The 23,978-nt window shown below is 49.8% G+C and carries 14 protein-coding genes; all 14 read left to right on the plus strand.

The annotated features are described in order from the left end of the window. The first annotated feature begins 172 nt into the window (after positions 1-172). On the plus strand, positions 173-2,062 hold the full coding sequence (locus NDA02_RS16615; protein WP_348255319.1) for a hypothetical protein: 1,890 nt from the start codon (positions 173-175) through the stop codon (positions 2,060-2,062). Continuing rightward, on the plus strand, positions 2,062-3,024 hold the full coding sequence (locus NDA02_RS16620; protein ID WP_348255321.1) for a hypothetical protein: 963 nt from the start codon (positions 2,062-2,064) through the stop codon (positions 3,022-3,024). The genes NDA02_RS16615 and NDA02_RS16620 overlap by 1 nt, the downstream gene beginning before the upstream one ends. 2 nt (positions 3,025-3,026) lie before the next feature. Further along, a complete protein-coding gene (locus NDA02_RS16625) occupies positions 3,027-3,728 on the plus strand; it encodes a DUF6339 family protein (protein WP_348255323.1) in 702 nt (233 codons plus the stop codon). 53 nt (positions 3,729-3,781) lie between these two features. Then, the gene (gene dcm, locus NDA02_RS16630) at positions 3,782-5,671 is read left to right on the plus strand and encodes a DNA (cytosine-5-)-methyltransferase (protein ID WP_348255325.1); all 1,890 of its coding nucleotides are present in this window, start codon (positions 3,782-3,784) and stop codon (positions 5,669-5,671) included. 56 nt (positions 5,672-5,727) lie between these two features. Then, positions 5,728-6,018, plus strand: coding sequence for a hypothetical protein (locus tag NDA02_RS16635; protein WP_348255326.1), 291 nt, complete (start codon positions 5,728-5,730; stop codon positions 6,016-6,018). Positions 6,019-6,026: 8 nt separating this feature from the next. After that, complete coding sequence (locus tag NDA02_RS16640) at positions 6,027-6,806, plus strand: DNA-binding protein (protein ID WP_348255328.1); 780 nt, start codon at positions 6,027-6,029, stop codon at positions 6,804-6,806. 39 nt (positions 6,807-6,845) lie between these two features. Beyond that, on the plus strand, positions 6,846-9,107 hold the full coding sequence (locus NDA02_RS16645; protein ID WP_348255330.1) for an ATP-binding protein: 2,262 nt from the start codon (positions 6,846-6,848) through the stop codon (positions 9,105-9,107). 1 nt (position 9,108) lies between these two features. Beyond that, complete coding sequence (locus tag NDA02_RS16650) at positions 9,109-10,254, plus strand: response regulator (protein WP_348255332.1); 1,146 nt, start codon at positions 9,109-9,111, stop codon at positions 10,252-10,254. Between the two features lie 492 nt (positions 10,255-10,746). Next, entirely contained in the window at positions 10,747-12,876 is a 2,130-nt protein-coding gene (locus tag NDA02_RS16655) for an AAA-like domain-containing protein (protein ID WP_348255334.1), read from the plus strand. 6 nt (positions 12,877-12,882) lie between these two features. Next, entirely contained in the window at positions 12,883-15,996 is a 3,114-nt protein-coding gene (locus NDA02_RS16660) for a tetratricopeptide repeat protein (RefSeq protein WP_348255336.1), read from the plus strand. Between the two features lie 323 nt (positions 15,997-16,319). After that, positions 16,320-17,831 (plus strand): ATP-binding protein, encoded by a 1,512-nt coding sequence (locus NDA02_RS16665; RefSeq protein ID WP_348255337.1) that lies wholly within the window; start codon positions 16,320-16,322, stop codon positions 17,829-17,831. 18 nt (positions 17,832-17,849) lie between these two features. Next, complete coding sequence (locus NDA02_RS16670; RefSeq protein ID WP_348255338.1) at positions 17,850-20,618, plus strand: Z1 domain-containing protein; 2,769 nt, start codon at positions 17,850-17,852, stop codon at positions 20,616-20,618. Continuing rightward, entirely contained in the window at positions 20,615-21,625 is a 1,011-nt protein-coding gene (locus NDA02_RS16675; RefSeq protein ID WP_348255339.1) for a PD-(D/E)XK motif protein, read from the plus strand. Before NDA02_RS16670 ends, NDA02_RS16675 begins: the two co-directional genes overlap by 4 nt. Continuing rightward, a complete protein-coding gene (locus NDA02_RS16680) occupies positions 21,622-23,673 on the plus strand; it encodes an AIPR family protein (protein ID WP_348255341.1) in 2,052 nt (683 codons plus the stop codon). Before NDA02_RS16675 ends, NDA02_RS16680 begins: the two co-directional genes overlap by 4 nt. Positions 23,674-23,978: the final 305 nt, after the last annotated feature.

A 23,978-nucleotide genomic window follows, 5' to 3' on the forward strand; every position in this document is an offset into this window, starting at 1 on the left:
TAGGTGAACAATCAGGACTTCTGTTCTGGTTGCAATGCCCCTTAGCCAGTTCCTGTTGCTTTGATGGCAGAAAGTTGATACAAATGATCTATTTAATTCTTTTGAACTGGCAGACTGCTTCTTAGATGTTCTGAGGTTGAGCAAACTTACAACGGTTGATCTTTAACGAGTAATGCCAGCAAAATCGCCCAGCAGACGCAAACCTCAATGGATTTTCGATCCAGTTCCTCCATCAGGTCAGTTTACAGGAGGTATCCCCTCTGCCTATGTCTTCAAGCCTGAACTGGATACTTTTGTACGTGAGGTTTTGCAGAACAGTCTTGATGCGAGAAGGTCGGCAGAGCAGGCTCCTGTAGAGGTCAAATTTACATTCAGGCAACTACATGGAGAAGACCGGGATCGTTTTCTGAATACGATCGACTGGGATTACCTTAAAAACCACTTGCAGGCAGTCGCTGAGGGTCATACTGCCATGTCCACGTTGCTTGAGAACACACTTGCTGAGGTGAGCAACAGTCCCCTGACCATACTGAGAATTGACGACTCCGGAACCGAGGGGTTGACCGGCGATGAGGACACTCCTGGCACGAACTTCAGTAGTCTGTGTCGTAATGTTCTGGATACGACAAAGGACGAACCTGGCAAGGGCGGTAGCTATGGACTTGGAAAGGCATTGCTCTGGCAGTTCTCAACACTTTCTACCGTTCTGTTTTCATCCCGGATTGAGGCAGAGCCCCCCCAGCAGTTCCGCTTTTTTGCCCGGACAGAGCTACCCTCGCATGAAACAGACCAGGCACGCTGGAATGGCTCTGGCTGGTATGGACTGCCTGAAACGGTGCGGAACGGGAAGCGGGCTGTCTCAATCTGGGACGAAGCCGCAGAAAAAATCACGCGATCGATCTACCTGTACCGCCCCATACAGTTAGGAACGGGAACTTCAATCCTGATCGCGGGCTTTCATGAACCTGCTCAGGAAGAAGCCCGCCCCCTCACAGCGATCGCCCAGGATATTCTGAACTCTGCTGCAAGGTGGTTCTGGTACTGCATGATTTCGGAGGCTCCCTCACTTCGGGTATCAGCGGAGGTGTACGAGGGCAATGAACTCCGCTTCCGGGGTGAAGCGGTTCCCGGAAAGGAGCTTGAACCTTTTGTTCAGACTGTTCTTGCCAGTTCAACAGTCAGCAAAGCCTTTCACAGCGGCGAGGTGGCGGAGAAAGAACTGAATTTCAGAATCCCGGCAAAGAAATCTGGAGAAGCTCCTGAGACTGGGGCGTTGCTGAACTTTCGCCTGATTCGGATTGAGGACGATTCAGAGGAGGCATTCTGGAACAATCGTATTGCGCTGCTCCGGGGATCGGGAATGGTTGTTGAGTATCGCTCTCCTAGCAGAAGGCTTTCTGGTGTTCCATTCTGTGGTGTCCTGCGAGCGGGCAGCGCACGGGGAGATTCTGACGCAGACTATGCCCTTGAGAAGTTTCTGAAGGATGCTGAGCCACCCTCACACGACCAGTGGAAGGCAACCGAGCGCATTCAGGAGGAGTATAGAAAAGGCTCAAAAAGCCGTCTGGACAGGCTCTGGAAGGATTTGGACGAAGCCGTAATTGAACTCTGTGGACAGGAGGTACGCCCGAATGCTGAAGCTCCAGAAGCTCTTGCTCGACTGTTTAGAAAAGAGCACGTTCTGACTGGTAAGACCCTTAAGCCGGAGGAGACCAGGCTGCAACTGAGCGGACTGGATGCCTTTTTTGATGGGAAAGTCTGGCGATTCGCAGGACGGGTCATGCAGTTAGGCAACCTCAGAAAACCCTGGAGTTTTTCACTGCTGGTTCGCCTTGATGGTGAGACCGGAGAGGGTGAAAAGCTGCTGATCGATCAGCTGCAAACCACCGGGGCGTCCTCAGTACAGATCCGGGCGGAGATGGCGGAGTGTGTGGTGCAGCCCTCAACTCAGGAGATTGAGTTTGAGGGTGCGACGAAGTCTGCGGACGGAAACACAGCGATGCCAGATCTTCGACGCACCCGCGTGCGAATTGAGGTTCAGCCATTGAAGGGAGGTTGCTGATGCCTGTTGAGGTTTTTTACCCGTACCGCGTTGGGGCTGAGATGATTGTGCTGAATCTGGATATTCCTGACATGGAGGAGCAGGTCAGTGATGAGAGCCTGCCTATCTATCGCTGTCAGGATTCAGAAATCCAGATTCGGGCGTCAGTGATCGTGCCTGATGAAGTTCGGGAAAGAGTCTTCCACGAGTCCGAGCAGGCAGACCCGCCCGTAAAGCTGTGGCTGATTGTTCAGAGTCTGGAGTCACGATCCAGACGGGCATTTAAACTTGAGGGCGATGGACAGGTCTTCGAGGCTCTGATTGATCTAGATCTGGATGAATGGGCTGGAAAGGCGGAATTTCAGGCGGTGCTGGTTAGAACAACTGAAAGCGACCAGCTACCAGCAGGCTATGCCAGCGATGTGGGAGCAAGGCTGGCATGGTCCAGAACCTGTCTGGCACTGTTCCGGGAACCTCCCGTGCCGCAGCGTGATGTTCTGAGGATTCAATGGAAGAAGTTTGAGGGCAGCCAGAAGTCCCGGCTTTTTGCTCTCGACCATACGGAACCCGTGCCGAAACTGTGGCTCAATGCTGAGGTGGAGGGACTGTATGATGTCCTGAACAGTCGGGCAGTGCGGGGCTGGAACCCAGCGATCGCAGAGAATACAAGCTACCTGATTGCTCATCAGGTCTGGACATCCCTGCTGGCAACTGCGATCAGTCATCTGGCAGAAACGGGAGAACCGGATGAAGCACCCGATCTGGCAGAGTTACTGGAATGGGAGCGCACAGTTCTGGATGACTGGATCGAGGCACTGTTTCCCGACAGGCAGCGGGAGGCAGCATTCACCCTGCTGCTGGAACAGGTTCGCCACCATTACTTCCGGGAAGAGTTACTGTTCAGACGGATTCCGGAAGCCATTCAGGAGAAGCTGAATACGCATCAGGGCTTTGCACATCTGGTGAAGGAGTCAGGCAGGTAAACATGGTTCAGGAACTGAAACGATTTACTGTGCCAGTAACCCGCCCCTGGCTTTACCGATTGCTGGAAAACCCGAACTCCATGCTGACTGAGCCAGTAGAGGGGCAGGCAACCCTTCGGGAGGTTAAGCGCACGGTTAATCGCCTGATTAAAAAGTGTGAAGGCGAACCGCTTCCTGTCAGTCAGCGATCGGCATGGGATCGGGAACTTGTGAAGCCGCTTTACGAGGCACTGAAGGAACTACCCCGCAGAACACTGGTGGATATGCGCTTCTGGCACTGGCTCTGCACTGTGCCGCTGAGGGATTTTGTCTGGTATCGCTGGCACGGGCAGATTCCTGATGATCCCCGTAGTGTCCTGAACGGTCATCAGGCTTTGATTGGACGATTTACAGGTACGCCCTCCCTGAATGGATTCAGCCGCAATGCTCTGACTCGCCTTTACTGGTGTGCAGAAACCCTGTACTCCAGTGAGGAAGAGTATTACTGGGTTGAACTGGCTTTGCAGAATCAGGATCTCTATCAGGCAATTTTCGAGCGTAAGTTCAGTCTCTACCCGCCTGCTGTAAGAGCCTGTCTGAGGGAGCTTAAAGACAGATCGGAAGCAGAACGCCGTGAAGCTACCAAGCGCCTGAACCACCATCTGACCACAATCGTTCTGGAAACCCTGAGCGAGGATGACATCCGTAGGGTACTGTCCCTCTAGCTCTGCACCCTGATTTCCCTGCAACCTTCAGTTACTGTCCATATCTGAACCATATGCCCAGACCCGCCGTTCCCTTTTCTCCCGGAGAAAATATTGTCCTCGAACCTCATCCCCGCTCCTGTGGAATGGAGCAGCTTCGTGACTATGCCCAGAAAGCCCGAAAGCAGAAGAAGCCGCTGGCGATCGATCTCTTCTGTGGGGCAGGGGGATTGAGCCTGGGCCTAAAAGACGCGGGCTTTAATGTCATACTCGGAGTGGACAAATATCAGCAGGCTGCCGACACTCACCGGGCACATTTCAGTGGAGTTTCTCTTCATGAAGACCTTTCCAATCCTGAAGTTGTTGAAGGGATTGCTGAGACATTGAAGGGGATTGATATCGAACTGGTCGCAGGAGGACCGCCCTGCCAGCCGTTCTCGCAGGCGGGCAAGAGCAAGATCCGGCATCTGGTCAGGGAAGGAATGCGACACGAGGATGACCAGCGCCGGGAGATGTGGCAGGCATTTGTAGCAGTGGTCAGGAGGATCAAACCTCAGGCGGTGCTGGTCGAGAATGTTCCGGATATGGCGCTGGGGGATGACGCGATCGTGCTGCGTCGAATGGTTTCTGCACTGGAGGAACTGAATTATGATGTTCACACCCGGATTCTGGCAGCCTGGCAGTATAACGTTCCTCAGTTTCGTCAGCGACTGTTTCTGGTCGGGGTGCAGTCAGGAATTGCCTTCAGATTCCCGAAGCCACTGAGGGACACAAAACCCAGACTGCGGGATGCCATCTCAGATCTGCCTTCAGTGGAAGCAGGGTCGAAAAAGCTGGTTCTGCCGTATCAGGAACCGGAGAAGCTGAGTCTGTTTCAAAAGCGATGTCGTAAGGGTGTACCAGCAGACGATCGGGATAAAATATACGACCACATTGTTCGGGCTGTTCGTGACGACGACCTTGAGGCGTTTCGGCTGATGGACCACCAGACCCGTTATTCTGACCTGCCTGAAGAGTTAAAGCGTTACCGGGATGACATTTTCGAGGACAAGTACAAGCGACTGGGTTGGGATGAACCCTCCCGCAGTATTACTGCTCATCTGGCACGGGACGGCTACTGGTACATTCATCCCGACCAGCATCGCTGTCTGACCATCCGGGAAGCTGCCCGGATTCAAAGTTTTCCCGACTGGTTTCGCTTCACTGGAGCACCCAGCCATGCCTATCGACAGATTGGGGAGGCAGTCCCGCCCCTGCTGGGTGAATATCTGGGTAAAGCGATTCTGGAAGCGATCGACAGTTCCAGACCTGCCACTCGATACGTGTCCACCAGAGACACGTCTAGAACACTTCAGCAGTGGGTTGAACAGGCATCGGATAGTAATCTGGTTGCTCCCTGGCGGCGCAGCGATAACCTCTGGCATATTCTGCTGGGCATTGCCCTGTTTGAAAAGCTTCCCCTACAACAGATCAGGTTGCTCTGGTCTACCTGTAAGAAACGATGGCACAGCCCGACGGATTTTCTTGCGGACGCTGGTCGAGAAACAGCAGTTCGGGCAACCGGACAGGGTAAACTCCTTCCAGTACTGACAGAAATTGCTCAGAGTCTTGTGAAAGCTTCTGACACAGGTGAACTGAACATTCCAGGGATTTCTGGCAGTCAGTTAGAACTGGCACTGGCACTGGCAGATCTGAGTGATGAACGTCCAACTTTTGCCCCCGTTTACCGGGTTGCCGAACGTGTGTTTGAGGATGACGATGAAAGAAGTGCGATCGGACATGAGCAATTAATGGTCGCCAGACTGGTAGGTGAGGATAAAGGGGGGAGAGCTTATGCAGGAGTGCTGGAGGTGGCAGATCAGTTTTGCAAGCCTGCTGATCCGGAGTGCCTCCGGTGTCCTCTGCGTAAGCTGTGTACTACCGCTCAATCAACCCTATCCAGGCAGCAGGCTGTGGTGATCTGACTTCCAGTCCCCCCGGTATGTACAGTAAAAGCATCTGTCAGTTGATCACGAGACCTATGAGCAGTAATGATGTGAATCCTTCCGTATCAAAGGTGCTTGAAATCCTCAGAGAGCAGGGGCTGAGTGCTGAATACTGGCACAGTGGAGGCGGGAATTTCGGGATTATGGTCTGGCTACCAGATGACAGATCTCTTCTTTGGGGATCTGTTGATGGTCAGTGGGCATACGATTATCTTGCAGCGGACAACGATTACATCTCGTCAGGTCTTACAGAGTTACCTGAACAAGGCTTCAACCCGTCCCTTCTGGCTCAGGCTATCGTGGAAGCAGTACATGCGTTTACCTGAAAAGCATTTTGAATCTCTCCACTCACTCTGAGCACAAAATTAATCCTGAAGGGACAGAAGCTTCAGAACACAGCCAGGAAATTATTGAGGAGTACGGACACCGGCTCGACGCGATCGCTTTCCGCAGATCGTTGATAGCTTGGGGAAAGGAAAATTTTAGAGCGTTTCCTTGGCGATTCACCCATGATCCCTACCACATCTTGATAGCGGAGGTTATGCTCCACCGTACACAGGCGCGACAGGTTCTACCTGTGTACAAGCAATTTGTCGCGCGATATCCTAACCTTGAATCCTTAGCTAACGCTTCTGAAAGGGAGCTACGCGAAATTCTTTATTCTTTAGGCTTGCACTGGCGAATCGAATTACTTCACAAAATGGTCAGAGAGTTGGCTACTCGATTTGAGGGCAGAATTCCAGCGGACAGGGAAAACCTTCTGGCACTTCCTGGTGTCAGTGACTACATTGCTAGTGCCTTCCGTTGCTTTGCCCTGAACCAGTCAGATGCCCTGATTGATACAAATACTGTCCGAATCGTCGCCAGATTGTTTGGGTTACCCGTTAAAGATTCGCTTCGTCGTAACAAACGATTTATGTCTTTGATAGGAGCAATGGTTGACCCAGAAGAGCCAAAATTCTATAACTACGCATTGCTGGATCTGGCGAATAAAATCTGTTTAAAGAGCAATCCACCCATCTGCAGGAGTTGCCCAATTCAAACTCACTGTTTGCACGGTGGTCATTCGCTCACTCATGAGAGATCTTATGAAAGCAGCTTTGAGATGGCTTAATTTACTTAAATCTTTAGCGATGAACCAGGAATCCGAAGTATGAACCAAAATGACTCTTCCAAAACAGAGCAATTTAATAGTAAAGACTCTGGTATTGACAGCCAGAGTCCTGACATGCCTAGTTTACTCAATCTGTCGGAGCTTCTGGTGAACAGTCAAGCACTCAGACCGAGAGCGAGAATTTTAAGAACTCTGGGGGATGAGTTAATCAGCAGCGAAATTGTTGCACTGATTGAACTCGTAAAAAATTCCTACGATGCTGATGCAAGTACAGTTCTGATACGATTTCAAGATTCTCTTCAGGCTGGTGAAGGACGAATCGAAGTGATGGATGACGGTAATGGAATGTCGTTAAGCACTATTCAAAAGACCTGGATGGAACCAGCAACCTTTTCTAAAGCAAAAAAAGATCAGGTGAAGAGTGAACGAAAAGGCAGAAGAGTACTCGGAGAAAAAGGAGTGGGGCGCTTTGCTGCTTCCAGACTGGCAAAATCGCTTGAAGTTTTCAGTCGTCGAATTGGGACTAACAGCGAGGTCAGAGTATTCTTTGATTGGAGTCAATTTGATAACCCCGAAAAATATTTAGATCAAATACAGATTCCATACGAGGAACGTGAGCCTGTTGAAATTCACCCTAATGGAAACATTCGTTTTCTTGATTATGGAAATTTAGAAAATAGTAATTTAAGGCTGACGCATGGAACGATTCTGCGAATGGAAGAGCTACGAATAACATGGGGGCGTCAGCAAATAGAGTTATTAAGAGCAGATTTATCAAGATTAATTTCTCCATTTTTTGAAACAGACTTCAAAATTCGTCTTGAAGTAGCAGCCCCACTGGAGGAATATTCAGGTGTACTGGAGCCACCAGAGGCACTGAAGCATCCACACTATCGTATCTGGGGACATATCGATGCCTGCGGGCAGGCTCGGCTCAGGCTTCAACTGAGAGGGCAGCAAACAGAAGAGCTTATCGATGAACCGTTTCAATTTCCAGATGGGCGATCACCTCAATGTGGTCCTTTTGATATAGACCTCAGGATCTGGGATCGCGACCAAGAAGCTCTGGAGGACTTAGCAAAACTCTCTGGTTCACGCACACGTGATATCCGCAGGGATTTAAACAATTCTGCGGGGATAAGCGTTTATCGGGATGGTTTTCGGGTACTTCCTTACGGTGAACCCAACAACGACTGGTTAAGGCTGGACGCTCGTCGAGTTCAGAACCCAACTATGCGGGTTTCGGTAAATCAGGTAGTGGGATACGTCCTGATTTCAGCTGACCAAAATCCGGACCTGCGAGATCAGAGTAATCGAGAAGGATTGATGTCAGGACAGGCTCTCGATGACTTTCGAGAATTAATTCGGATGGCACTAGCAAGGCTTGAGGAGAAGCGCTACGGCGTTCGACATCCAAAAAAAACAAATAGCAAAAGCAAGCTTGGCGGTGTATTTTCTGGCTTCAGCCTTGCAGAAATTCGGAACTTTGTTAGACGGAACCAGCCGAATAATCAGGAATTGCTGCTGCTGCTGGATGAGCAGGAAAAGGACTTGGAACACAGGATTGAAGTTGTTCAGGAGACGCTGGCACGCTACAGAAGACTGGCTGTTTTAGGTCAACTGATAGATGCCCTACTGCATGATGGTCGAACACCGCTATCAAAAATTGCCAGTAATGCTTACTTTGGATTACGCGATATCAATCGCTCTACTGGAGAGCCACAAAACTTTCAGTTAATTACCAAACTGAAGAAGTATTTTGAAAAAATTGAGAATCAGTCCAACCTTCTCTCAACGGTATTTAAACGAATTGAGCCATTTGGAGGACGGAAACCGGGTCGTCCTGCCAATACTACTCTGGAAGAAGTGATCAGCACTGCGTTTGATGTAATGGAAGGAGAAACCAGGCAACTTGGTGTGGAAGTCAGTCTTCCCGAAACAAAGACATCAGTTACAGTAGAACCAACTGAAATCCAGGAAGTCATTGTTAATTTGCTCAACAACAGCCTTTATTGGCTGCAACGTGTACCAAAAGAGGATCGACACATTGCCGTTCAATGCGAACGGCACTTCTCAAATGAGGTAACAATTCTTTTCTCGGACAGCGGACCCGGTGTTGACCCGGAGCACCGTGATCGTATCTTTGACCCATACTTTTCAACAAAGCCTGATGGCGTAGGTCTGGGACTTGCAATCGCCGGGGAAATTATCGACGAGTATTATTCTGGCAGGCTAGAATTACTGACCAGTGGACCTCTACCAGGTGCAACGTTCCGTATAACGCTATGTAAACGAGTGTGATATGGCTGGCAATAAATGGCGACTGCTATTAGTAGATGATGACGAAGAAATTTGTGAGCAAGTTATAGAAGGTCTCAGCGGTGAACGAATTGCCAAGCTAGATGGAGAATTGAAAGTCACTACTTTATCAAGCTTTTCAGCCGCCCTTGACACTCTGGATGAACATAAGTTTGATTTGTTAATTCTGGATGTCAGACTGGGAACACCGGGCGATGTGGAAATGGATGAAACTGCGGGTATCAGAACTCTTGGAGCAATTCAAGAAAAGCGATTTTTGCCAATCATTTTTTATACTGCTGCTCCGCACCTAGTGAGATCATTAGAAGGTCCACTTATTCGGGTTGTTGAGAAAACTGAGCAGATTCCGGGACTTCTGAAGGCAGTTGAAGGGGTTTTCAATACCAGCCTTCCCTTGGTTAATCGAGCACTTATCCAGCACCTTGAAAGAATCCAGTGCAACTATATGTGGAATTTTGTAGCTCAGCACTGGAATCAGTTGGAAAGTAATTCTGACAGAACTAGCCTAACCTATCTTCTGGCTCGTCGGTTGTCACAGTCCCTTTCACGCTCCGGGATTGTCAGTCTTGCAGAAAGCATGGGATACAGAGTTACCGATATTTCGGATGAAGAGGAAACGGTTCATCCAATGGAATACTACATTATGCCTCCCGTCAGTAAAGAATCTCTTGCTGGTGATATATACAAGGGGCGAATCGCTGATCAGGAGGGGTTCTGGGTACTCCTGACACCTTCCTGCGACATGGTCCCCTACAAAGGAAACCGCAAAGCAGAATGGGTACTACTGGCGAGATGTCTTTTTTTCTCTCAACAGAGTGAGTATATAAGCTGGAAGCAGTCTCAGAAAGGAACAGTACCCTCAGAGACAAAGGCTGTCGTCCGCAACAATCGCTCGAAACAGCCAGATCGCTACCGTTTTTTACCAAAGGCTCTTGATCTGCCTGATCTGGTGGTGGACTTTCAGCAACTGGTCACGATGAATTTTGTAGAGCTTGGCAGTTCCTTGGAACGTAAAGCTTCGCTAGACAGCCCTTTTGCGGAAGCTCTAATTAGTCAATTTTCTCGCTACTTTGGACGTTTAGGTACTCCTAACCTCAATGTAGATGCTGTAATAAGTCGACTTGAATAAGAACCATTCAGGACGTCACATGATTGTTGAAAAGTGATGCGAGAAGTTTACAGAGCAAGTGTAATTTCACTGCTTGTAAAAATCTGGTTGGAGAGCTAGCTTTTTCAAGCAGACAGGATGGGTAGTCCTATTTCTTAAAGGATAGAGAATAATTAGGCACTCCTGAGGGCTTTGCAGCAAGAGTTCACCAATTTTGGGCTATTTTTCTCTGCCCTTTACGAAAGGGCACTACCGTTTGCACTTTGAGGCGCGGTGTGGGGCGAAGTAACCTCACCTTTTGGAGAAGACGACCAATTACAACTTCCCTGCCCTGTGCCTAGTTCCTTATCCAGCCATAATGGGAGTCACAACTCACTCAGTATCAATCAGGAGACTTAACCTTTCTCAAGAAATTACTTTCTGGATGATTCAGTTTCTATGGTTTAGAATCTTGAGCAGGAATTTCAAAAATTCCTACAAGCACGGCTTGTTTCCCTCCCATGCTGACTCCTGATGAAACCGAGGAAGATACTGGTTCTAGCGGCAAACCCCAGAGATACCAGTCGGTTGCGCCTGGATGAAGAGGTTCGCGAAGTCGAGGAGGAACTGAAACGGGCGAACCAGCGAGCGGAGTTTCAGGTCTTTTCACGCTGGTCAGTCCGTTCTGAGGATGTTCAACGAGCACTACTGGACATTCAACCTCAAATCGTTCATTTTTCAGGACATGGAGAAGGAGAGGCAGGACTCGTTCTGGAAAACGATGCAGGAAAAGCTCAGCTAGTCAGCGCAGCATCTTTAGGACGATTATTCAAGCTCTTTTCAGATCAGGTTGAATGTGTTGTTCTCAACGCCTGCTATTCGGAAATGCAGGCAGATGAGATTCGCAAGCACATTAATTTTGTGGTCGGGATGAATCAGCAGATTGGTGATAAAGCTGCTGTCATTTTTGCGACTGGCTTCTACCGGGCACTGGGAGCAGGGCGATCTTACGAAGATGCTTTTGAATTTGGGTGCAATGCGATCGACTTGGAAAGTATTCCAGAGTACCTGACTCCTGTTCTCAGACGTAAAGCAGACAGGAAGGCTCAGCGGGTCTTTATCAGTTACCGCAGCAAAGACCCTGATCTGAAGCTCGCTCAGCAATTACATGATGCGCTGGCTGAAGCGGGTCATCAAGTTTTTATGGCAGCGGAAAGCATACGGCTGGGAGATACTTGGTCGCAGCGAATTCAGCAGGAACTGGAACGCTGCGATTATTTTCTGCTGTTGCTCTCACAACATTCAGTCAACAGTGAAATGGTGACTGAGGAAATTCGAGTTGCCCGAACGCTGCGAGATGTTCGTCCAGACCACCGACCTGCTATTCTTCCAGTTCGAGTCCAGTTTTCCCTCTCATCGCCATTGAACTATGATCAGCGAGGCTATCTGAATCAGATTCAGCAGCGAGAATGGTTCACAGAGGCAGATACACCGCGTGTTGTACAGGAAATCCTGAGACTGCTGGCAGAAGGACGAATACCTGAGCCGGTTAAAACAGACATAGATGAAAGTTCGGTTAAGCAGGGAAGCTCAGCCAGGATTGATGCTGCCCCTGATCATCCTCCTTTACCTGTTGCCGAGCCAGAGTTGCCGGGTGGTCAGGTTGATATAGCTTCGCAGTTTTATGTGGAGCGTCCACCTGTTGAGGACAAATGCTACGAGGCAATTATCAAACCGGGGGCACTGATTCGCATCAAAGCTCCGCGACAGATGGGCAAAACCTCACTCATGTCCAGAATGCTGCGACGGGCAGAAGATCAGGAGATTCTGGCGGTTCCACTGAGCTTTCAGTTGGCTGAGAGTTCTGTATTTACAGATCTGGATAGGTTATTGCGATGGCTCTGTTCTACGGTGGGACGACGGCTGAAGCTACCCAATCGCCTGAATGATTGGTGGGATGACCTTTATGGAATCAAAGATAACTGTACAGCTTACTTTGAGGAATATCTGCTGCGAGAGTGCGATCGATCGCTTGCTCTGGGGCTGGATGAAGTAGACATGGTGTTCCAGCATCCAGAAGTTGCCTCAGACTTTTTTGGGCTGCTGCGAGCCTGGCATGAAGCCGCCAAAACTTCTAAGCTCTGGAAGAAATTGCGGCTGATTGTAGTTCACTCTACAGAAGTCTATGTGCCTATGAACATTAACCAGTCCCCCTTTAATGTTGGACTGGCGATCGAACTGCCGGAGTTTACTGCTGTACAGGTAGAAGACTTGGCAACCAGACATGGATTGCCGTGGACATCTGATCAAACTTCACAGTTGATGGAGATGGTTGGCGGACATCCTTTTCTGGTCAGAGTGGCACTATACCACCTTGCTCGTCGGGAGACATCGCTGGATCAACTGCTGAAGTCTGCTCCAACAGAAGCAGGACTCTATGGTGATCATCTGCGCCGTCATCTATGGAATCTGGAGCAACGGGCAGAGCTAATGACTGCCCTGAAGCAGGTGCTTGCCGCACCCCGATCCATTCAACTGCCCTCGGTACAGGCATTTCAACTGCACAGCATTGGACTGGTAGATCTACAGGGAAATGGCTATGTTGCCCCCCGATGTAATCTATACAGGCATTATCTGCGCGATCGCCTCAACATCAGAGAGTGAAAACGAATGGGGTATGAGTATCAGGTTGGGGGAAGTCTACCTGCTGATGCGCCAACCTATGTGGTACGTCAGGCAGACCATGATCTTTATGAAGGACTTAAAGCAGGTGAGTTCTGCTATGTCCTGAATTCCCGACAAATGGGAAAATCCAGCCTTCGTGTACAAACGATGAACCGGCTACAGACAGAAGGAGTTGTCTGTTCGGTAATTGATCTGACTCAGATTGGCAGTCAGAGCGTCACACTGGATCAATGGTATGTCGGTATCTGTCGCAGGCTACTGAGCGAGTTCGGGCTGGAATCAGCCTGTAATCTTCGCCAGTGGTGGCGCGAACGTGACTACATTTCTTCATCTCAGAGATTCAGCGAATTTCTGGATACAGTACTTCTGGTAGAAACAACACAATCAATGGTCATCTTTATTGATGAAATTGACACTGTTCTCAGCCTCAGTTTTTCGCTGGATGACTTTTTTGCTGTTATCCGTGATTGCTATAACCAGCGAGCAGATAAACTCTGTTACTATCGTCTAACTTTCTGTTTACTGGGCGTTGCAACACCTTCTAACCTGATTCAGGACAAAAGCCGAACTCCCTTCAATGTTGGACGCGCCATTCAACTTGGTGGTTTCCAGTTAAAAGAAATACAGCCACTGGTAGCAGGTTTATCAGGCAAAGCCGAAAGACCTGAGCAGGTTTTGCAGGAGATTTTGAACTGGACAGGAGGGCAGCCATTTCTCACACAAAAACTCTGTCAATTAGTAATAGATTCCACTGCTTCAATACCTTTATTTGAAGAAGGCAGTCGAGTAAATAATCTGGTACAACAGAGGATAATTGACAATTGGGAAGCACAGGATGAACCGGAGCATCTGAGAACCATCCAGAATCGATTGCTCAGGGATGAGAAACGAAAGGGTAATCTACTTGGATTGTATCAGCGAATTTTACAGAATGAACTTGTTCTTGCTGATGCCAGTTCTGAACAGCTAGATTTACGATTATCGGGTCTGGTGGTAGAACAACATGGAAGATTGAAAGTTTACAATCGTATCTACGAAACTATTTTCAATCTAACCTGGATAGAAACTATTTTTGCCGGGTTGAGACCTTACTCAGAAGCGTTAAATAACTGGTTGGCATCTGACAGGCAGGACGGTTCCCGCTTACTTCGAGGAAGTGCTCTACAGGAAGCCTTACTCTGGGCAACAGATAAGCAATTGAGTGACCAGGATTATCGGTTCTTGAGAGCCAGTCAACAATCTGCCCAGCAGGAGATGCAGTTTGCTCTGGACTTGCAGACTGAGACAAATCATGCCCTCGCAGAAGCCAACCGTGTCTTAGAACAGGCTAATAGAACTGCTAGAAAACGTCTTGGCGTTGCCGCAGGTATATTGGCACTGACTGTAGCGTTTGCTGGAGGAACTGGAATCTGGGCTATGAGAGCATTGGAAAATGCAGATGCTCAGGTTAAAGCAGCGCGGGCTCGTTATGAAGAGGCAAACGAACGAGTTGAAGCTGCTAACGTGCAGGCAGGGAAGTCTGCGGCTCGTGAGAAGTTAGCACAAGATGCCGCAGAAAAAAGACAAAAAGATCTGGCGATCGCGCAAAAGAAATTAGTTGAGATAGAGCAAAACTTGAAGAGGGCAAATGAGGAAGTAGGTAAGCGAGAGCAGGAGGTGCGTAAAGCTCAAGCAGAAAGAGCAAGAATTCAACAACTTACTGTCATAAATGAGCAACAGCTAGATGCTGCCATCCAAAGGTTAAGAATTGCAGAACAGGGATTAGAACAGGCGAGACAATTACAACAGAAATTTCAGGAGGAACAGCAACTGGCACAACAGCGACTTACAGAGCTAAGAGCCACTCTCGAAAGTTTGCGAACAGCACAACGTAACGCTGAAGAGGCACAGTTTAATGCTGAGAAAAGGGCTACAGCAGCGGAAAGGAGTGTTCAGGATTCACAAAACAAGCTGCGAGATGCTGTAGCAGCACTGAGTCAGGCTAGAGAGTTTTTCGACCAATTAATACCGGGTTTAACGAATGGTAGGAACTTCACACTCTCGTCGGAAACGTTGTCGGGTATCAGTAACGCATATCAACGTTTCCGAGATGCTACACGTGGAGTTCTTGATGATCGCACAGTGGATGTAGAAAATTTAACTGGTCTTGGCAATGCTACTTTACAACAAGGTAGCCTTCAAGGAGCACTGGATTACTACAACCAAGCCCTGGTTATTGCCAGAGAAATAGGCGATCGTCGAGGGGAGAGAGTAATCCTCAGTAATCTTGGGAGAGTTTATTCGGCTCTTGGACAGTACCAGCGAGCGTTAGATAATTCCAATCAAGTCTTGGCTCTTGCCAGAGAAGTAGGCGATCGTCAATGGGAAGGAAGAGCCCTTAACCTTATTGGGAGAGTTTATTCGGCTCTTAGGCAGTACCAGCAAGCGTTAGATAATTACAACCAAGCCCTGGTTATTGCCAGAGAAATAGGCGATCGTCAAGAGGAGAAAGTAATCCTTATCAATACTGGGTTTGTCTATAGCAATCTTGGACAGTACCAGCAAGCGTTAGATAATTACAACCAAGCCCTGGTTATCACCAGAGAAATAGGCGATCGTCAAGGGGAGGAAGTAATCCTCAGTAATTTTGGGGGAGTTTATTCGGCTCTTGGACAGTACCGGCAAGCGTTGGATAATTACAACCAAGCCCTGGTTATCACCAGAGAAATAGGCGATCGTCAAGGGGAAGGAAGAACCCTTAACCTTATTGGGAGAGTTTATTCGGCTCTTGGACAGTACCGGCAAGCGTTAGATAATTACAACCAAGCCCTGGTTATCACCAGAGAAATAGGCGATCGTCAAGGGGAGGAAGTAATCCTCAGTAATTTTGGGAGAGTTTATTCGGCTCTTGGACAGTACCGGCAAGCGTTAGATAATTACAACCAAGCCCTGGTTATCACCAGAGAAATAGGCAATCGCGCTGCCGAAGCAGTTAGTTTGAGTAATTTAGCTTCAGTCTATCGAGCAATAGGAGAGGTTGAAAGAGCACAGCAGTTGCAGCAGCAATGCATTGAAATTGAAAAAATAATAGGGGGAAGGACAGGGTATTTGTGCCGATGATGAAGTTTGCTTATCCTGATAAAAGACTGAGCAACTGAGGCGGGCAATACTTATGGAAATACGGAGTAAAAATTTATCCTTGCTGGTTGTAACGAATCTACCCCTACCCAATTAATCTTTGAAGCGATTGCCAGAGGGAAAGATGTCAGAAGGTAATGAATGCCTTGTCTGAACTACGTGCATTCTGGTGAAATTCTATGTTCATTGAAGATACTTTTTGTCTGAAATACTGCTTGAAGTTCCGGGAGAAAACTTTCACTGACCCCTTGACGGTTTAACTCCAAGGAAATAACACATTGCCTCGTGCTTCCACTTAATAATCTATGTCCTCAGCCGGAAGACAATCCCAGAAGAAACAGGACGAACTCTTTGATATTGCTGAGCCTCGTGCTTCAGCCATGATCGAATCTCTTCGCGCTTTCGGCTACAACATTCAGACCGCGATCGCCGACCTGATTGATAACAGCATCACCGCAAAGGCAAAGAATGTCTGGCTGGAGTTCTCCTGGAATGGTACTGATTCCTTCATCTCAATCCGGGATGACGGCAAAGGCATGTCAGAGGGTGAGCTTGTCAGCGCCATGCGACCGGGCAGCCAGAGTCCACTTGAGGAACGTGACCAGGATGATCTGGGGCGCTTCGGGCTGGGTCTGAAAACTGCATCCTTCTCCCAGTGCCGCAGGCTAACGGTGGCTTCCCGTACCAGAGGCTCTGCCACAGCAGTCCGCAGGTGGGATTTGGATTATGTGAATCAGACCGACCAGTGGCGACTGCTGCGTTCTGCCGCTCCCGGTTCTGAGAGCAGACTGGTTGAACTGGAGACCATGACAGCAGGAACAATCGTCCTGTGGGAGTGCATGGATCGGGTGGTTGGTGATGCCAGAGCCAGCGATCGCGGAGCACACGACCATTTTCTGGAAACTGCTGAAACAGTTGAACATCATCTGGCAATGGTATTCCACAGGTTTCTGGAGAAGCGCAATTGCCTGAAGATTTGGATTAATGGTAACCCTGTTAAACCCTGGGACCCCTTTCTGGTAGACGAAAAAGCCACTCAAGCGCTACCTGAAGAAAAGTTCTCAATTCGCCGCAGGAAGCTGCTGGTACAGCCCTACGTGCTGCCCCACCACTCCAAAATTGACCAGGGAACCCACACCAGAGCCGCAGGTCCAGCAGGATGGAATGCCCAGCAGGGATTTTATGTTTATCGAAATGAACGACTGCTGGTTCCGGGAGACTGGCTGGGGCTGGGCTTTCAGAAGGAGGAACACTGCAAGCTGGCTCGAATCCGGGTCGATCTGCCCAACTCCCTGGATGATGAGTGGAACATAGACATCAAGAAATCCAGAGCACGCCCTCCAGCTTCCCTGAAGTCAGATCTGAGGCGAATAGCCAGAGCAACCCGTCAGCGGGCGGTTGAAATTTATCGACATCGGGGCAAGGTGATTGCCAGAGAAAACGCTGAAAAACACGTCTTCCCGTGGGACCGGAAAATTCGACGCGGCAAAATCTTCTACTCGATCAACCAGGAGCATCCGCTGGTGCAGCAGGCACTCAACCTCCCTGGAGAGCATAAGTCCACAGTCCGCGCCCTGATCAGGCTGCTGGAGGAGACGGTTCCTGTTCAGCAGATCTGGATTGACGCTTCCACAGATCCAGAAAAACACAGCCAGCCGTTTGAAGGGACTCCCACAAAAGAGGTTCTTGAGGTTATCAATGAGATCTACCGGACATTTCGGAAAAACGGATTGACTCCTGCTCAGGCTCGCGATCGCATCCTGACAATGGAGCCTTTTCAGCACTTTGAAACTCTGGTCAGCCGTTTGTCTGATTAACGATCAAGGAGCCTCAGAATGAATGCCTACGAAACTGCCCGCCAGATCGCTCAGACGCTCCTGAAAGGAGAGCGGAGCATTCCTAGAGAAATAATTCGGCAGAAGGTCAGACAGGTCATCGGCTTGCTTCCGGGACTTGGCTTCTCAGAAGCGATTGACGAGGATGCCCTGACTCGAGATCTGGAGGAGCTATACAACATCTGGATTGGTCAGCCCACATTCCTGGATGATGAGCAGGGACACGAACCCTGGCTGCCGCAGAGCAGGGCAGACATTGATTGGGATTTCTGGAACCGTTACCGGCGCTATCTGGAGGAAGAAAAGGGCTGGTCGCCCTTCACAGTGGATCACCTGGAACAACTGACCGATTCTATTCTTGAACGCTTGGAATCTCCAAAACGGCGGGGAGCTTGGGATCGTCGGGGAATGGTCGTCGGGCAGGTACAGTCCGGTAAAACGTCCAACTACACAGGTCTGGTATGCAAGGCTGCTGATGCGGGCTACCGATTGATTATCGTGCTGGCAGGTCTGCACAGTAACCTTCGCAGCCAGACTCAGCTTCGGCTAGATGAGGGTTTTCTGGGTCGGGACTCCCAGCTTCAGCGGAGGGCAGAAGACACGGCAGGTGCAGCCATCGGTGCTGGAAAGATTCCTGTGGGCAAATTTCTGCTTGCTCACTCTGGAACCAGCAGTGCAGAGAATGGGGATTTCAGCACAAAAGTTGCCAACCAGCTTGGGCTGGTTCCCGGCGGAAACGATCCGATTCTGATGGTTGTGAAGAAGAATAAGACTGTTCTGAACAATCTGCTTCGGTGGGTGGTGAGCCTGCGAGGAAGCCAGGATGAGCAGAGTGGCAAAAAGATTGTGAGAGATATTCCCCTGCTGGTGATTGATGATGAGGCTGACAATGCTTCCGTCAATACCGGGCAGATTCCACTGGATGAGAATGGCAGGTTGCTGGACGACCAAGACCCAACTGCGATCAACGGACTCATCCGCAAACTGCTGCACAGCTTTGAGAAAAGTGCGTATGTGGGCTACACGGCAACTCCGTTTGCCAACATCTTCATTCATCCTGAGGTCAGAACCAGTCAGTACGGCGACGATCTGTTTCCAAGACACTTCATCATCAACCTGCCTGCTCCATCCAACTACGTGGGTCCCGTACAGGTCTTTGGTCTGGATCCAGACTTAACCACCGATCTGGATAAAGCGGATGGTCTGGACATCATCAGAACTGTGAATGATTATCAGAACTGTTTCCCCACAGGGCATAAAAAGGACTGGGTTCCCAGTTATCTGCCTGCCACGCTGAAAGAGGCAATTCGTGCCTTCATCCTGACCTGTGCGGTCAGAATATGGCGAGGGCAGGGTTCAGCCCATAATTCGATGCTTGTCCACGTCACCCGCTTCACCGATGTACAGGAGCGGGTGGCTCAGATGGTTCTGGATGAGTTAACCGCACTGCAACGACGTCTGCGCTACGGCGATGGTAATGCACCACACCAGGTTCTTAATGAATTCAGGAAGCTCTGGGAGAAGGACTACGTTCCAACCAGCGAGTCGATCATCGGCACTTCTCTTCTGCCAGATGCCAGTATTCCAGGCTGGGAAGATGTCGCTGATCTGCTGTATCAGGCAGCCGCCAGAATTCAGGTGAAGCAAATCAATGGTACTGCCAGAGACATCCTGGAATATTGGGAAAACAAGAGTGGTTTGAACGTGATTGCGGTCGGAGGTGACAAGCTGTCGCGGGGTCTGACGCTCGAAGGGCTGAGCGTCAGTTACTACTTGCGGGCATCGAAGATGTACGACACGCTTATGCAGATGGGACGCTGGTTTGGCTACCGACCTGGCTATCTGGACCTCTGCCGCCTCTACACAACCAATGAACTGGTGAAATGGTACAGATACATCACAATTGCCAGCGAGGAACTGCGTCAGGAATTTGACTACATGGCAAAGATGAGTTCCACCCCTGAAGAATTTGGACTCAAAGTCCGTACCCATCCCTCCGGGCTGATCATCACCGGAGTCAATAAGATGCGGTCAGGGGTAACGATGCAGCTATCCTTCGCGGGCAGCATCAGTGAAACTTACCTGTTTTCAAAGGACGATCGCATCAACCAGAAGAACCTTCACGCCACGGAAGAACTGATTTCCAATGTGGGTGTTCATTCCAGAACCGAGCGTGACAACTACATCTGGGAAAACGTTGCGCCGGATAGTGTAGTCAGTTTTCTGTCTGCCTATCAGACTCACCCGAACGCAAGACTGGCGAACACAGAACGGTTGCTGGATTACATAAAGGCGCAGCTTCGACAGAATGAACTGACATCCTGGACGATCGCTCTGATTTCAAATGCCAGGGCTGAGCACCATGAAACGATCGCCGGACTGGATGTCGGGCTGACGAAACGTCAGGATGCCGCACCAGACTCCTCCACTGAATACAGACTGGTCAAATCGCGACTTCTTAGCCCGCTTGATGAAATGCTGGACCTGTCTGTAGCTACACGTCGGGAAGTTCTTGAGCTTACGCGAGAACGTAGACGGGAAGACGGGAAACCTGACAGTAACAGCAATACCCCGGATGGCAAAATTGTGCGTGAAAAGCGTCCTGCCACCAGAGGGTTGCTTCTGCTCTATCCCCTTGACCCTGAGGCGATCGGATCGCAGACCCCGGTTGTGGGATTTGTGATCAGCTTTCCCGGCAGCCGGAATGCCGTATCTGTGGAGTACAAGGTCAACCCCATCTATTTCGATCAGGAATTTGACGAACCATGATTGTCCAGGAAGTCTGGCAGATGCTGGAGCAGGGGACAGGAGAACTGCCCTCCGGATACCTGATGCGTCGCATCCTGCCTGAAGTTCACTATGACGTTTTTCTGGCGATCGAGAAGCCGTCAAATCTTCGCCTGATGATGATACAGGTACAGCGTCAATCTGTCGGGAAAGGAATCGCTCCCTATCCGTCATCCAGCAGTTTTTCAGTTAGGCGGGTTCTCCTGGATGAGAAGGATAAGGATCGCGTCACCTATCAGTTAATTCTGACAAACATCCGTTACAGCGATATTTTCACGACGCTTGTGCAGGATATCGTCAACCACATTGCTGCTATTCCGGAAGAGGACAGGGCTGTAGGTGCCTTTCTGACTCACCTGAAACGGTGGCAGATATTTCTTGAACGTCATAATCCGGAGGGGCTGGATCAGGCAGCCCAGCAGGGACTGTATGGGGAGCTATGGTTTCTCCGTCACTCTGTGCTGCCACAGTGCGGAGCAATCAGAGGAGTGCTGTCCTGGTCGGGTCCAGCCGCTGCCCAGCAGGACTTTCAGCTTGAGCGGTGTGCCGTCGAGGTGAAAACAACCACTTCAAAGCAGCACCAGAAACTCCCCATCTCAAGTGAGCGTCAGTTAGACGAGACAGGGACAGGGGCTCTGATCCTGCTGCATCTGTCTCTGGATCTCCGTCAGGGGCGGGGAGAGACACTGCCTAACATGGTTGCCGGTGTACGATCGCTGCTCGGCAGAAACCCGGCAGCGATCGAAACGTTTGAGGCACTTCTGTTTGAGACAGGGTATCTGGATATTCATGTCCCCCGCTACGAGCAGAATGGGTACACTGTTCGAGAAACGAATTACTTCAGGGTCGAGGGCGATTTTCCCAGAATTATCGAAGCTGACCTTCGCAATGGAGTGGGCGATGTTCGCTACACCATTGACGTTGCTGTGTGCAAACGTTTCGCCATAACTGAATCTGAGGTTCTGTCTTTAATGGGTGGACAGTCATGAGTGGTGATGATGCGGGTTTACTTCAGTTTGCCGAGGACTTCAGGCAGGAAGTCATTAATGCCTGTGAGACTGGTGATAAGGAGGGGGACGCATTCCGGGAGGATGAGTTCACCCGGCTGATGATTGATTACCTGACAGATGCCGGAGAACTGGAGGATGGACACGTCTGCTACCACACTGCCCGTGGCATTAAAATCAATGGCTACAACATTCAGGAAGATGAGGGACGTCTCGATCTTTTCGTCTCAATCTACACGCAGGATGTTCCGCCGTCTACAGTTCGCAAGGACGACGTGGAGACTGCATTCAAGCGGCTGACAGGCTTCTTTACCAGATCTCTGAAAGGCTACCATCTGTCGATTGAGGAAGCATCTCCTGCATTCGATCTGGCTCAGTTAATTCACAGTGCCAAGGATCAACTGAGTCAGGTGAGATTGTTTCTGTTCACAGACGGACTGACCAACGTTCAGGTCAAACAGGATCTGGTCAACGGTGGTGTGACCTTCTCGTTCAATATCTGGGACATTCGGAGAACGTACCAATGCGTCAGTTCAAAGCGGCAACGGGAGGCGATCGAGATTGATTTTGAGACACAGTATGGAGCAGCGATTCCCTGCCTGCCCATGCCTACCTCACCGGGTGCCGACTATAACGCCTGCCTTGTGATTCTGCCGGGCGAAATCCTCTACAAACTCTACGCTGAGTATGGCTCCCGTCTGCTGGAGCGCAATGTTCGCTCTTTCCTTCAAGCAAGGGGTAAGGTCAACAGGGGCATCCGCAAAACTATCCTGGAAGAGCCGCATCGTTTCCTGGCTTACAACAACGGTATCTCCGCCACAGCAGAGGCAGTCAGGTTCGTTGATCTTTCAGATGGGGGCAGGGGAATTGGCTGGATTCGCGATCTGCAGATTGTGAATGGTGGACAGACCACTGCATCCATCTACCATGCTGCCCGGAAAGACAGGGCGGACATTTCAGGGGTTTATGTTCAGGCGAAACTGACAATCGTGGATCAGGATCAGGTAGACGCGATCGTCCCTCTAATTTCCCGGTACGCCAACAACCAGAACAAGGTCAGTGATGCGGACTTCTTCGCCAATGACCCCTTTCACATCAGGCTTCAAGAACTGTCGCGGAAGATCTGGGCACCTGCGGTTGATGGAACTCAGCGGCAGACTCGCTGGTTTTACGAGCGGGCGCGGGGACAATACCTGGATGAAAAAAATCGTGAGATGTCTCCTGCAAAACAGAAACAGTTCATAAGTATGAATCCGCTCAATCAGAAGTTTACGAAGACTGATCTTGCCAAGTATGAGAACACCTGGAATCAGCTACCCCATGTTGTCAGTCTTGGTGCTCAGAAGAATTTCTCCAGGTTTACTGACCTGCTGGCTCGACGGGGTGGGTTTGAAGTAGATGAAAGCTATTTCAGGCGGTTGATCGCGAAAGCAGTTCTCTTCGAGCGAGCGGAGAAACTCGTTCAGGCAGAACAGTTTGGTGGCTATCGGGCAAATATCGTCACCTACAGCCTGGCTTATCTGTCATACAGAACAGCCCAGGCTATTGACCTCGATCAGATCTGGAAGGAGCAGAATGTCCCGGTACCCTTGCAGGAGGCGATCGTTCTGGTGTCCAGGCAGGTACATCAAATCATTACAGATTCTCCAGCAGGCGGCAACATTACAGAGTGGTGTAAGAAGGAAGCCTGCTGGAATAGAGTCCGTGATCTGAAGGTTGAATTACCTGAGTTATCATCTCTAATGATTCAGGGAGATGAAGTATCGAGACAGGTAGATAAAGGCATAGAGGGTCCTGATGCAGCCGACCAGCAACTGATTGATCAAATTGCCGGAGTTCCCTCTGAGCAGTGGTTCCAGATCGCTCAGTGGGCGAAGCAGACTGACAATCTTCAACCGTGGCAGCGCAGTCTGGCTCTCAGTCTCGGCAGACTGGCTGCTGTTCGGCGACCGCCATCACGCAAGCAAGCAACTCAGGGATTGAAGATACTGGAGGAATCCGAGCGACTGGGTTTCAGGTTAACAGCCTGACTTTAGAAGTTAGCAAGTGACCCGTAGAGGGGCAGAACAACTGCCTTAAAATGTTCAAATGACATTGAAATTGGACAGGATAAGCTTGGGCTGGGGCGCGGAATAAGTCCAAAAGATTTGGAGATCTTGCAACAGGGTAGCAACACCCTTGTCAAACTCGGCAGTACAGCAGTTGCCCTTTTGCAGGGCATCAATGCAAATCAGATTACGGGCAACTCCTTTAGTGCAGTGTAGCAAAATTCAGGGTTTGGCTTTCAAGCTTAAGGCACTGTAGCTCAGTTCATAATTCAAAGAACAACTGGTGC

Origin of the sequence: Leptolyngbya sp. ST-U4, from assembly GCF_039962215.1 — a bacterium.
Classification (GTDB): Bacteria; Cyanobacteriota; Cyanobacteriia; order Elainellales; family Elainellaceae; genus Leptolyngbya_A.